The organism is Faecalibacterium sp. OM04-11BH, assembly GCF_003482185.1.
In the GTDB taxonomy this organism is placed as follows: domain Bacteria; phylum Bacillota; class Clostridia; order Oscillospirales; family Ruminococcaceae; genus Faecalibacterium; species Faecalibacterium tardum.
The window spans coordinates 70411-83564 of the sequence record NZ_QULS01000006.1 but is presented as its reverse complement, the minus strand read 5'-3'; the positions used below and the strand labels follow the sequence as shown (position 1 = coordinate 83564).

Here is a 13154-nt window from a genome sequence, read left to right as displayed (position 1 = left end):
CGGACAACTGGCAAGCAACAGAACAAACACCCCGGTCAGCGCCTGACGGCGCTGACCGGGGTGTTCACCAGTTTTTTTTATTTTTACAGCTTATGGTACTTGCGATCCTCTTCCTCGTAGACGGGGTCGCAGGTCAGGTACATGCCCAGACGGTTCAGGGTGCTGCTGTCCACGCTGGAAAGCAGCACGGTGGAGTGCACATCGCAGCCCTTGAGGTTGGGCAGCTGGTGCATAGCTGCTGCGGCAAGCTCGCTGGAAGCAGCAGAGCTGGACAGGGCGATCAGAATCTCGTCGGTATGCAGACGGGGGTTCTTGCCGCCCAGATAGTTGGTCTTGAGGGTCTGGATAGGCTCGATGGCAGCGGCGCTGACCAGATCCGTCTCCTGCGGGATGCCCGCCAGATACTTGAGCGCATTGATCAGGGCGCTTGCGGTAGCGCCCAGCAGCGGGCCGGTCTTGCCGGTGATGACAGTGCCGTCGCTCAGCTCAATGGCAGTAGCCGGTGCGCCGCCGGTGGCTTCGCTGCGGGCGTGCGCCTGCTTTTCCACTTCCCGGGCGCCCATGGTCAGCCCGGCCTGATTCATCAGCAGCTCCAGCTTGTAGCGCTCGCTCTCCTTGGCGGTGCCGGTGATCTTCTGCTCGCACAGGCACTTGTAGTACCGGCGCACGATCTCCTTGCGGGAGGCTTCGCAGCAGACCGCATCGTCCACGATGCAGTTGCCAGCCATGTTCACGCCCATATCCGTGGGGGACTTATAGGGGCTCTGGCCTGCAATCAGCTCGAACATCGCATTCACCACCGGGAAGATCTCGATGTCGCGGTTGTAGTTCACGGTGGTCACGCCGTAGGCTTCCAGATGGAAGGGGTCGATCATGTTCACATCGTTCAGGTCTGCGGTGGCGGCCTCGTAGGCCAGATTGACCGGATGCTTCAGGGGAATGTTCCAGATGGGGAAGGTCTCGAACTTGGCGTAACCGGCCTTGACGCCCCGCTTGTATTCATGGTACAGCTGGGACAGGCAGACGGCCATTTTTCCGCTGCCGGGGCCGGGTGCGGTGATGACCACCAGTGGGCGCTCGGTCTCAATGTACTCGTTGCGGCCGTAGCCCTCGTCGCTGACAATGCGGGCCACATCGTTGGGGTAGCCAGGGATCTTGTAGTGGCGGAAGGTGCGGATGCCCAGACTGTTCAGCCGCTTTTCAAAGGCTTCCACTTCGGCGGCGGCGGTGTACTTGGTCACGCACACACTGCCCACATACAGCCCCATCTCCTGAAAAGCGTCGATGAGGCGCAGCACGTCCAGATCGTAGGTGATACCGTAGTCGCCGCGCACCTTGCTGCTGATGATGTCCTCGGCGCTGATGACGATGACGATCTCGGCCTGCTCCTTGAGCTGCAAAAGCATCTGCAGCTTGGAGTCCGGCTGAAAGCCGGGCAGCACGCGGGAAGCGTGGTAATCGTCGAACAGCTTGCCGCCGAATTCCAGATACAGCTTATTGTCAAACTTCTTGATGCGCTCGCGGATATGCTCAGACTGCATCGCAAGATATTTGTCGTTGTCAAATCCTATTTTCATCGTTCGTTTCCTCTCTGGTGGCCGGGCACACCATACCCGGACTTTAAAATCACAAGCATAAGTATACCACAGCCCGGGGTGGGGCGCAATGCAAAACAAGGCACGAAATACAATTCCGGCAGGATAGGCCGTTTTGGGCGGTACAAAGTTCTGTTTTTTGTTGCAGATGCCGTTTTGGGTCAGGTCTTTTGCCGGGCGGCAAGGTCTTTTTCCACCTTCCAGAAGGCCAGCAGCAAAAGCCCCGCCGCCACATAGCTGAGCGTTTCCACCCAGATATAACCGCCTGCGATCACATGGCGCACAGCGGCATTCTGGGCGGCAGTGCCCAGCGCCGTGCTGGCGCATTGGTCATAGCCGGTGCGCGCCAGCACCCCGTTGAACAATGCACTCATCACCGAGCCGCCCGCCACGGACTGGGAACTGTACACCGACATGGTAAGCCCGTCGGTGCGGATGCCGCTGCGCCCCTCCACATGGTCCACCACATCGGTCACCATGGCAAGGAGCAGGCAGCAGGTAGGCGCAGAGCCGAAGCACTTGAGCGCAACACCAATGGCAACAGGAACCAGTCTGCCCTGCCCCAGCCCCGCGAGGACGCCGCCCGCAGCGCCCAGCAGCAGAAACCAGCCGCACACCTTGCGCTTGCCGAACCGGTCGGTCAGCGGCACCAGCAGCACCGAGGCCAGCGCCATGGGCAGCGCGCCCATCATGGTCAGCAGGGATTGGGATGCACCCCATGCACCGGCGCTGCCCAAAAAGGTGTTGTCCACCACCCACTTGCAATAGTAGGTCATGGTGCTGTTTTTTAAAGACCCGCTCCACTGGAACAGCACGCATATGCCCAGTATGAGCCACCACATGGGGTCTGTAGCCACCGCCCGCAGCTGGCGGCGCAGCGAGACCCGCTGCACCCGTACAGGCTCCGGCGGGGGAGCTTCTGCCTGCCGAGCGGCTTCAAATTCATCTTCCGGCCCGTACAGGCCTTCCAGAATGCGGCGCTCCTCGGTGACACGCTCCCGGGTAAAGGCGAACTGCAAGTAGATGGTAAGCCCGGTGAACACCGCCACACCCAGCATGGTGAAAAACCAGCGGTGGATATTTTCCCGGAGGAAAAAGGACACCAGCATGGGGAACACCATGCTGCAAGTGCCCATCACGCCCAGACCCACCATGCTATTGATGGAGGCCAGCAGCCCGCGCTGACGGCTGTCCCGGGTGGACACCGAGATCATGATACTGCTGGCTGTGCTGTAAATGGGGGATGCGAAAGAGTAGTACAGGTTGTACGCCACGGCGATCCACACCATGCGCGCGATGCCCTGAAATGGCACGATGAACATGAGCACGCTGGCAGAGGAAAAGGTAAACACCGAAAGCAGCAGCCACGGCCTTGCCTTGCCCGCCGTGGCGCGGGTGCGCTCGATCAGCTGCCCTACCAGAAGGTTTGCCGCCACGATGAGCACAGTGGACACCAGCTGCAACCGGCTGAGGAACCGCAGATCCAACCGGAGCACATCGGTAAAGTAGCTTTGCAGGATGCTGCCGAAAATACTGCCTGAGATGGAAGCACCCATAGGGCCCAGAATATAGCCGAAGAGCATCTCCGGCAGCTGGACCTTCTCGCTTTTGATCCGGGTGCGGGTGAACCGGTGGTTCCAGAAGCTTTGTCTGCGCATGGAACAGATCGTTTCCTTTCTCCCCGCAAGTGCAGGGTCTTACACATTCCTATCATTTCTATGATAGCACATTTTCCACCGCCGGGGAACTGTCCGGTGCAAAAAACATCTTTTTACCGCAGACGGTCGGAAAACGCAAAAGGGACCGCCGCAGTGTGCGGCAGTCCCCTTTGCTCTTATGAAGAACCATCCGTATGGAGAAAGAAAATGGCTTGTTACTTTGCCTCAGCAGGCTGTGTCTTTTTGACAAGGCTCAGGATCACTGCGCCCAGTGCGCTGCCCACAGCCAGCGCCACGCAGTACAGCGCAGCGTGATCCACCACCGGGAATACGAAGATGCCGCCGTGGGGTGCGCGCAGTGCACAGCCGAAGGTCATGGAGAGTGCACCGGCAACCGCAGAGCCTACAACGCAGCTGGGCAGAACACGCAGCGGATCGGCTGCTGCATAGGGGATAGCGCCCTCGGACACGAAGCACAGACCCATGACGTAGTTCACGATGCCGTTGCGGCGCTCGTCCGGGGTCCACTTGCGTGGGCAGAAGGTGGTGGACAGGGCAATAGCGATGGGAGGCACCATGCCGCCCACCATGACGGCGGCCATCACTTCGTAGTTGCCGGAGGCAAGAGCTGCGGTGCCAAAGACGTAGGCCGCCTTGTTGACCGGGCCGCCCATATCCACGCTCATCATACCGGCCACGATAGCACCCAGCAGCACCTTGGAGCTGCCGCCCAGTGCGTTCAGCCAGTCGGTCATGGCGGTGTTGATCATGCCCATGACCGGGTTCACTGCGCACATCATCGCACCCACGATGAGAATGCCGCCCAGCGGGTAGATGAGCATGGGCCGGATACCGTTCAGGCTGGCGGGCAGCTTTTCGGTGATCTTTTTAAGGAACTGCACAATGTAGCCCGCCGCAAAACCGGCCAGCAGCGCTGCAAGGAAGCCGCCGGAGATGCCGGTGGTGCTGCCTGCGGCAAGGTCGGTGAAGTTGGTGCCGTTCATGGCCAGCACGCCGCCGGCAAAACCTACGGCAAGGCCCGGACGGTCGGCGATGGACATGGCGATGAAGCCTGCCAGAATGGGCAGCATGTAGCCAAAGGCTGCGCCGCCCACCGTCTTGAAGAAGGCGGCAACGGGGGTGTTCATGCCGAAGTTTGCGGGGTTGATGCTGTAATCATCCAGCAGGAAGGCCAGCGCGATCATGATGCCGCCGCCCACCACGAAGGGCAGCATGTGGGAAACGCCGTTCATCAGGTTCTTGTACAGGCTGCGGCCGAAGCTGTCCTTGGTAGAGCTGTCATCCTCGGCTGCTGCGCCGCCCTCGGCATGGTACACAGGCACCTCGCCGTGGGCGATTTTCTTAATGAGCTCCTCCGGCTTATGGATGCCGTCATCCACGCGGGTGAACAGCACCGGCTTGCCGTCGAAGCGAGCGGTTTCCACCTTTTTCTCCGCCGCTACGATGATGCCGTCACAGGCGGCGATCTCGGCGCGGGTCAGAATGTTCTTTGCGCCGTCCGAGCCATTGGTCTCCACCTTGGTGGGCAGACCCAGCTTGTCACCGGCCTTGGTCAGCGCTTCTGCCGCCATGTAGGTGTGGGCGATGCCGTTGACGCAGGCGGTCACAGCCAGAATGCGGTAGCCGTCCTGCGGGATGGCCTGCTGGGTAAAGCTTTCTGCGCCGAACTGTGCTTCCTCCTGCGCGTCGATGCACTCCAAAAACTCCTTGGGGGTCTTGGCGGCTTTGAGCTTTTCCACAAAGTCCTCGTTCATCAGCATCTGCATCATGCGGGCCAGCATATCCACATGCAGGCTGCCGTTTTCCGGGGCGGCAATGGCAAACAGCAGGTCGGTGGTGCCGTCATCCTCGGCGTTGTACTGCACCGGGGTGCTCAGCCGCAGAGCGGCCAGACTGGGGCGGGTAACTACATTGGTCTTGGCGTGGGGCACAGTGATGCCGTTGTCCACATAGGTAGAGCCCTCGGCCTCGCGGGCGTAGAGTGCCTTTTTGTAGGCTTCCTTGTCGGTAATATTGCCGTGGGTAGCCTGCAGTTCCACCAGTCGGCTCAGGATCTCCTCCTGCGTTTGCAGCGCCTCGTCCAGCGCAATGGACTGTGCGGTGAATAACTCGGTGATGCGCATAAATGTTCCTCCTTTATTCCTTTTATCCTATCAAAGCTGCGCCAGCAGCGCGTCGATCTTCTCCTTTGTGGCAAGCCCAAGGCTGAAGGCCGTTGCGCTGCCGCAGGCCGTGCCCAGACGCAGCGCCTGCGCGTAGCTGCCGCTTTGCAGATACCCGGCCACAAAGCCGGCAACCATGCTGTCGCCTGCGCCCACGCTGTTGACCACCTTGCCCTTGGGGCAGCCGATGCGGTGCACCTGTCCCTGCTCGTCCAGCAGCAGCGCACCGTCCCCGGCCATGCTTACCAGCACGTTGCGGGCACCCTTTTCCTGCAAAGTACGGGCAGCGGCCACGATCTCGGCGTCACCGGTCAGCACCCTGCCCACGATCTCGCCCAACTCATGGTTGTTGGGCTTGATGAGGAAGGGGTGGTAGGGCAGCACGTTTACCAGCAGGTCGCGGGTGGCATCCACCACGGCGCGCACGCCCCTGCCCTGCAGCCGCGCCAGCAGCCGCTCGTAGACGCTCTGCGGCAGGCTTGCCGGGATGCTGCCCGCCAGAATGAGGATATCCCCCTCGGTCAGCTTGTCCAGCTGGGCTTCCAGCTGCTGCAACGCACTTTCCGGGATGGCAGGGCCTGCGCCGTTCAGCTCGGTCTCCTGCCCGGCCTTGATTTTGACGTTGATGCGGGTCATGCCGTTTTCCAGATGCACAAAGTCGGTCTTAAGCCCCTGTGCCGCCAGACCGCGCTCCAGCCATGCGCCGGTCTCACCGGCCACAAAGCCCAGCGCCACGCTCTCGCAGCCCAGCTGTGCCAGCACGCCGGACACGTTGATGCCCTTGCCGCCCAGCACGCAATCCTCGCCTTGGGCGCGGTTCACTGCGCCCACCTCCAGCGGTGCGTCCAGACGCACAACATAGTCGATGGCCGGGTTAAAGGTAACGGTATAGATCATACTTCTGTCTCCTTTACAAATGTTTGCTGCTTATACTTGGGGTTCGGGCAGCGGTTGGTCAGGATCGCACCGCCGTGCAGGTCCGTGATGACCGCCGGGTAGATCTTTGCAAACTTGGCGTCGTCCACAAGGAACCAGCTTTCCCTTGCGCGGTGGACGGCTGCTGCCTTTACGGCTGCTTCCTCGGGGTCCGGGGTGGTAAAGCCCGCCTCCAGCGCCACGCCATTGGCACCCATAAACGCTTTGGTGAAGTTATACTGCTGGATGCTGCTGACCGCCGGGGCGCCCACGATGGCCTCGGTCTGGGGACGCAGCAGCCCGCCGGGCAGATACACCCGGCAACCCTTCTGCGCCAGCAGCCGGGCGTGTGCCACGCCGTTGGTCACATAGGTGGCCTTGAGTGCCGCACCCGCCAGCACCCGCACCAGCTCCAGCGTGGTGGTGCCTGCGTCAATGAACACAAAATCCTCGGCAGTGATAAGTGCTGCGGCGGCTGCGGCAATGCTGCGCTTTTCGGTTACCGCCAGCGTCTCCTTGGCTTCCATGGTGGGCTCGTCTGCCAGAAAGCGGCTGTCCGGCAGGGTAGCTCCCCCGTGCACCTTGGTCAGCCTTCCCTGCCGGTCCAGCTCGGTCAAATCGCGCCGGATGGTGGATTCGCTGGTGTGCAGTGCTTCGCACAGCTGCTGCACCGTCACGGTGCGTTTCTCGTTCAGCTGTTCTAAGATCAGTGCAAAACGTTCCTCTGCCAGCATGGTGTCTTTCCCCTTCTTTCCTTCCCACGCCTGACCGGTTTTGCACGGTCTTGGCGTGTTTTGGTTGTTTGCATCTTTATTATAGCAAAAGCGCTGTCAAAATCAATCAGTTTCAGTCATTTTCGTGCACAAAAAATACCTTCGATTTTTGTGCACCGTTGCCAAAACCTGGGATACAAGAGCGTTTTTGCGCGCAAAAAGACCACCGCACTTGTGTATGCGGTGGTCTTTTCTGCGTTTATGTGACCGGTCGAGACCGGTTTTGGTGCTCAGGCTGGTTTACATCAGGCATCCGAGCGGGAATAGGCATTCTTCATCTGGCTGCTCAGTTCAAACAGGACTTTGTCCAGCGTGTCGGCGGCCTTCTCCTGCAGCATGGCAGCAATAGCGGTGTTGGCTTCCTCCCGCAGGGCAGCACGGCGGGCAGCGTCCGGCTCGGCAGCAAGCTTTGCGTCGTACTGGTTCACCAGTGCGCGGGCAGCGGAGAGCACGGCCTCCTCGTAGCGCTCGAGGTGGAACAGAGACTTATTATAGGAAGCGTCTGCCATGGCGGCAATCAGGCGGCTGGTCCAGTAGAAGTTATCAGTGGACACGGTGCCGGTGGTGTTGGCCAGATACTCCGGGGTGCGCTCCACGTTGGCGTAGAAGGGCACCATGCTGTTGAAGGCATTGGAGGCATAGGCCACCCACTCCACTGCGCGGGATTCCTCCGGCTGGTCGGGACGCATCTGCAAAAGCGCCATAAAGTCGTTGCGGTTGATGCCGATGGAGCGGTATGCGCCCTTTGCGGACTTGTCGCCGTAGCTCAGGTAGGGATCGTAGGGGGTACCCTGATAGTGGCTGGACAGCATATACTTGATGTCCTCCGGGGTCACCTTACGCTCCGGCACCGTGCACCACGGCAGGTCGTCGGACATGGGAGTGTAGTCGGCGTCAGCACCCTCCCACACCCATGTGCGGGGGTTGAGGTAGCGCAGCATATACCATGCGCGGGGGGTGTTGTAAACGTGGTCGGCGTCATCGTGGCTGCCAAAGGCGTCCCGGGGGTTCAGCGCGCCGTCCAAAGAGAGGTCAAGGTGATTCTTGGCAATGAACTCCCGCAGGTCGGCAGAGCAGAGGTAATTTTCCTGTGCGCCGAAGGCATCTTCCAGATCAAAGGTGTCGATGCCCAGCTGGTTGGGCATGACCACATACACATCGTCCGGCACACGGCGGGCGATCCAGTGGTGACCGCCGATGGTCTCCAGCCACCAGATCTCGTTTACGTCCTGAAAAGCGATGCCGTTCATCTCGTAAGTACCGTACTGTTCCAGCAAACTGCCCAGACGCAGCACGCCCTCGCGGGCAGAGTGGATATAGGGCAGCACCAGATAGACGATATCCTCCTCGCCAATGCCGCCGGGCACCTCGGGCTTTTCACCCTTGGCGGGCTGATACTCCACCAGCGGGTCTGCGCCCAGCACGCGGGGGTTGGAGGTGATGGTCTCGGTGGCGGTCATGCCCACGTTGGCGGCATTGACACCGGAGGCTGCCCAGATGCCCTTGCCCTCCACGGCGTTGGGCATGGCGGTAAACCGCAGTGCGCCCTCCGGCAGAGGGATCTCCACATGGGAGAGGACGCTGCGGTAGGTCTTGGGCAGATCCTCCGGGTGGATCACAGTGAATTTTTTAGCGGTGAAATGGCCGGAGCCGGAGTCATCGTTGCGGGCGATCATGGTAGAGCCATCGTACGATGCTGCCTTGCCGACCAGAATGGTAGTGCAAGCCATAGGTTTTCCCTCCATATTCTATAATGTGCCTCTATTGTAGAACTTTTGCAGCAGAATTGCAACCGGGACGATTTAAAATGGCCTCCGCTGGCGCTCTGGCCATGTTCAGCGGAAGGATTATTTTTATTTTGCAATTCTGGAAAATCTGCGGAGCTTGTCGGGGCAAAGCCCCTCCATCTGCTAACGCAGACCGCTCTGCCGCTTAAAAGCCCCACTGGGGCTTTCATTGCTACGCAAACGCGGATTTTCCAGATTTGCCTTTTCACGGGAGGGTTTGGAACGAACTCCCTCAGTCAAAACCTGACGGTTTTGCCAGCTCCCTCGGAGAGGGAGCCCTTGGCATGGCGGGAAGGTTTCGGGCTAAAGCGCAAAGTTTGCGGGTGTGCCCGCTCCCCCTTGGGGGAGCTGTCGCGTAGCGACTGAGGGGTTATAAATGGAGAAGCGAAAAAAGCGTTAAAGCGATAGCGCCGACTGGCGCAGCGCTAGCTTTTTTGTGCTTCGACTTCTTCTTTAGGTTTGTCAAGGGCGTGTAGCCCTTGACCCGTTGCGGGGTGGGTGGAGTCCAGAGGTAGGGAGGGGGGAGTCGGAACACCCCTCCCTGCCTCTGGCCCAGCGGAGCGTCTTTGCACGCTTGCGGCAAGCAGAAACTCTCCCAGCGGAAGCCATTCAAAATCGTTTTCCAACAAAAACCGCCGCGCTGCGTACCACGGCAGAGCGGCGGGAGATGGAATGCTATTTCAGGCTGTTACTGGACTGCCCAGTAGAAGTCCTCGCCGGGCAGCGCACCACCCACGGCGGCAGGGTCGGCATCGTAGAGCACCTGCAGGTAACCGGAGACGTCTGCCTTCAGTTCCTCGCCGGTCAGGCAGACGATGTTGCAGTTGGGCAGTGCCTTTTTGGCAATGGCGGCTTTTGCCACCACGCCCTGCTCCTCACACAGCGCGGCGGTGCCATCCAGATCGGTGTTGGCGGCGTTCACGCTCTGGGCATAGTCTGCCAGAAAAGCAGCTACCACATCCGGGTGCTCCTCAGCGTAAGCCTTGCGCACCACGGTCACACCGGTGATCAGCTGGGTGTCTGCCACCTTGTCCCACTCGGCAGTCAGGTCAAGGGCTACCCGCAGGGTGTCGTCCTTCAATCCGGCAGCGGTCACATAGGGCTGGGGCAGCACCGCAATGGCGTCCTGCGTACTGGCCATCTGGGCGGTCACCTCGGTAGCTTCGCTGTAATACTGGATGTCCACATCCTTGTCCGGGTCAAGACCGTTGGCGGTAAGCAGATAGCGCAGCACATACTCCGGGGTAGTGCCCTTGCCGGTGGACAGGATGGTGCGGCCCTTGAGGTCGGCCATGCTGTGGACGGTGTCGCCCTGCTCTACCACATACAAAACGCCCAAGGTGTTCACCGCCACGGCCTGAATGCCGCCATTTGTTTTCTGGTACAGGGTCGCCGCCAGATTGGCCGGGATAGCGGCCATGTCCAGCTCGCCCTTGATGAGCAGCGGCACGATCTCATCCGCAGCGCCGTAGAGCTGCAAATCGTAGTCCATGGCGGCGGTACCGGCCTGCTCCATCGACAGCAGGTTGACCAGCCCCATGGTGGTGGGGCCCTTCAGCCCGGCGATGCGCAGCGGCTCGGTGGCAGACAGCGGTGCGGCGGCCTCTTCCTCGGAAGCAGCCGCAGAGGAAGCAGCCTCGGACACCGCCGTGCTGGAAGCGGCAGAGCTTGCGCTGCCGCCGCAGGCTGCAAGGCTCAGCGCAAGGCTGAATGCCAGCAGTAAGGACAGGATCTTTTTCATGAAATACTCCTTTTCACACCCGGCACGCCCCGCTGCGGGGACGGAAACCGGCCTTTTTTGAAAAATTTTGCAAAATCATTTGCTTTGCGCGTTCCAGTTTACTATAATAGGGGTAAAAATACCGTTGCGTGTGCAACGCAATTGCAGGAGGCTGCGGAGAACACTATCTTCTCTGCGGAGTTGCGATGAATAATTATCTGCCGCTGTTACAAACCACCACGCTGTTTGCGGGTCTTTCCGCTGCGGAGCTCAGCACGCTGCTGTCCCGGCTGGGGGCAAGCGTGCGCAGCTACGGCAAAGGCGAAGCCCTTGTGCTTGCGGGGGAGCCCAGCCGCCGGGTAGGCATCGTGCTGTCCGGCGAGTTGGAGGCCTACCGCCCGGCACCGGGCGGGGTGCGCATCCCGATTGCCCGGGTAGAGCCGGGCGGGGTGTTCGGGGACGTGCTGGGCGGTTCCAGCCTGTCCAGCCCGGTCACCGTGCTGGCTGCTGCCCCCTGCGAGGTGCTGCTGCTGCCCTACGAGCGGCTGCTGCTCTCGGACGGCAGCCCCGCCCACCAGCGTGTGGTGCAGAACCTTGTGCGCACTATCAGCGATAAATATTTTTCCCTCTCCCACCGCATCGACCTGCTGGTGATGAAGAGCCTGCGCGCCAAGGTGGCGGCTTATCTGCTCAGCGAGGCCGCCTGCGCCCACAGCCTGACCTTCAGCATCCCCTTCTCCCGCATCCAGCTGGCGGACTATCTCAACTGCGACCGCAGCGCCCTTTCCCGGGAGCTGAGCACCATGCAGAGGGAAGGGCTCATCGATACCTACCGCAGCAGCTTCAAGCTGCTGGAGCCGGACGCCCTGCAGCAGATGGTGCAGTAGCCTTTTGCCAACTATCTTATATTTAAGGAGCAATCAAGCAATGTCCAAACCTGTTCTCTGGATCGTGATCCCCTGCTATAACGAGGAGCAGGTGCTGCCCATTACAGCACCCATGTTTCTGGAAAAGATCCACAGTCTGACCGCACAGGGGCTGGTCAGCGATAAAAGCCGGGTGCTCTTTGTCAACGATGGCTCCCGCGACAAAACGTGGGAGCTGATCCAAGGCTTTGCCGCACAGGACGAGCACTATATCGGCATCTCCCAAAGCCGCAACCGCGGCCACCAGAACGCCGTGCTGGCGGGGCTGATGGAGGCACTGCACAGCGACAGCTGCGACATTACCATCTCCATCGACTGCGACGGTCAGGACGACATCAACGCCATGGACGAGATGGTGAAAAAGTATCTGGACGGTGCCGAGGTGGTGTACGGTGTGCGCAGCCGCCGGGACACCGACACCTTCTTTAAACGGTTCACCGCCGAGGGCTTTTATCATGTGATGAACGCCTTGGGCGCGGATATCGTGTTCAATCACGCAGACTACCGCCTGATCAGCACCCGCGTGCTGGAAAGCTTTGCGGATTACAAAGAGGTCAACATCTTTTTGCGGGGCATGGTGCCGCTGGTGGGCTTTGCCCATGATGTGGTCACCTATGAGCGCCACGAGCGCTTGGCCGGTGAGAGCCACTACCCCCTGAGCAAGATGCTGGCGCTGGCTTTTGACGGCATTACCAGCCTTTCCAACAAACCCATCCGCATCATCACCGGAGCGGGCATCGTGGTGAGCCTTGTCAGCTTTATCGGGGTCATCTGGGCCATCGTGTGCGCCGCCATGGGCAGCAGCGTGGCAGGCTGGGCCTCTACCGTCTGCATCGTCTGCTTTATGGGCGGCGTACAGCTGGTGTGTCTGGGCGTGATCGGCGAGTATATCGGCAAGATCTATATGGAAACCAAAGCCCGCCCGCGCTATATCATCTCGGAGCGCACATGGGCTCCCTACGAAAGGAAATATCACGGATGAGTAAGCAAAGCTGGAAGGGCAGCACCCTTCTGAACCCGGAACCGCCGGTACTGGTATCCTGCGGTGGGCTGGATAAACCCAACCTTATCACCATCGGCTGGACAGGCACCATCTGCACCCAGCCCAGCATGGTATCCATCAGCGTGCGCCCGGAGCGGTACAGCCATCAGCTGCTGTGCGAGCGCGGGCAGTTCGCCATCAACCTGCCCACTGAAAAGCTGGTGCGCGCCATTGACTGGTGCGGTGTGAAGAGCGGCCGCGATGTGGACAAGTTTGCCGCCTGCGGCCTGCACGCAGCACCCGGCAGCGTGCTGACCGACTGCCCGGTGCTGGAGGAAAGCCCGGTCAATCTGGAATGCCGCATCACCCAGCGCATCCCGCTGGGCAGCCACGACCTGTTTTTAGCCGAGGTGGTGGCCTGCGATGTGGACGAGAGCCTGCTGGACGAAAAAGGCAAGCTGTGTCTGGACAAGGCAAACCTCATTGTGTACAGCCACGGCGAGTATCTGGCGCTTGGCAAAAAACTGGGCACCTTTGGTTACAGCGTGCGGAAGAAAAAGCCCGCAAAGCACAAAAAATAATCCATCATGCAAAAAGGAACCCTCTGCAAAGTTT

General features: G+C 60.3%; 10 protein-coding genes. 3 read left to right on the top strand and 7 right to left on the bottom strand.

The window, feature by feature from the left end:
* Nucleotides 1-83 precede the first annotated feature (83 nt).
* The 7 genes from DXB44_RS07250 to DXB44_RS07215 form a co-directional block, all read right to left on the bottom strand.
* The gene (locus DXB44_RS07250; RefSeq protein ID WP_118658227.1) at nucleotides 84-1577 is read right to left on the bottom strand and encodes a DUF1846 domain-containing protein; all 1494 of its coding nucleotides are present in this window, start codon (nucleotides 1575-1577) and stop codon (nucleotides 84-86) included.
* Between the two features lie 179 nt (nucleotides 1578-1756).
* Nucleotides 1757-3253, bottom strand: a complete 1497-nt coding sequence (locus DXB44_RS07245) for an MFS transporter (RefSeq protein WP_118658226.1) — start codon at nucleotides 3251-3253, stop codon at nucleotides 1757-1759.
* Nucleotides 3254-3468: 215 nt separating this feature from the next.
* On the bottom strand, nucleotides 3469-5397 hold the full coding sequence (locus tag DXB44_RS07240) for a fructose-specific PTS transporter subunit EIIC (protein WP_118658225.1): 1929 nt from the start codon (nucleotides 5395-5397) through the stop codon (nucleotides 3469-3471).
* 30 nt (nucleotides 5398-5427) lie between these two features.
* Entirely contained in the window at nucleotides 5428-6333 is a 906-nt protein-coding gene (gene pfkB / locus DXB44_RS07235; RefSeq protein ID WP_118658224.1) for a 1-phosphofructokinase, read from the bottom strand.
* The gene (locus DXB44_RS07230) at nucleotides 6330-7085 is read right to left on the bottom strand and encodes a DeoR/GlpR family DNA-binding transcription regulator (protein ID WP_118658223.1); all 756 of its coding nucleotides are present in this window, start codon (nucleotides 7083-7085) and stop codon (nucleotides 6330-6332) included. Before DXB44_RS07230 ends, pfkB begins: the two co-directional genes overlap by 4 nt.
* Before the next feature lie 284 nt (nucleotides 7086-7369).
* Entirely contained in the window at nucleotides 7370-8854 is a 1485-nt protein-coding gene (locus DXB44_RS07225; RefSeq protein ID WP_118658222.1) for a C69 family dipeptidase, read from the bottom strand.
* A 745-nt stretch (nucleotides 8855-9599) separates the two neighbouring features.
* Nucleotides 9600-10652 (bottom strand): MqnA/MqnD/SBP family protein, encoded by a 1053-nt coding sequence (locus DXB44_RS07215; protein ID WP_118658221.1) that lies wholly within the window; start codon nucleotides 10650-10652, stop codon nucleotides 9600-9602.
* A 185-nt stretch (nucleotides 10653-10837) separates the two neighbouring features.
* Here DXB44_RS07215 and DXB44_RS07210 point away from each other — a divergent pair, with 185 nt between their 5' ends.
* Genes DXB44_RS07210 through DXB44_RS07200 form a run of 3 tightly spaced genes read left to right on the top strand, consistent with a single transcriptional unit; the run spans nucleotide 10838 to nucleotide 13120 of the window.
* Complete coding sequence (locus DXB44_RS07210) at nucleotides 10838-11518, top strand: Crp/Fnr family transcriptional regulator (protein WP_118658220.1); 681 nt, start codon at nucleotides 10838-10840, stop codon at nucleotides 11516-11518.
* 40 nt (nucleotides 11519-11558) lie between these two features.
* The gene (locus tag DXB44_RS07205; protein WP_055186158.1) at nucleotides 11559-12539 is read left to right on the top strand and encodes a glycosyltransferase family 2 protein; all 981 of its coding nucleotides are present in this window, start codon (nucleotides 11559-11561) and stop codon (nucleotides 12537-12539) included.
* On the top strand, nucleotides 12536-13120 hold the full coding sequence (locus DXB44_RS07200) for a flavin reductase family protein (protein WP_055186157.1): 585 nt from the start codon (nucleotides 12536-12538) through the stop codon (nucleotides 13118-13120). The genes DXB44_RS07205 and DXB44_RS07200 overlap by 4 nt, the downstream gene beginning before the upstream one ends.
* Nucleotides 13121-13154: the final 34 nt, after the last annotated feature.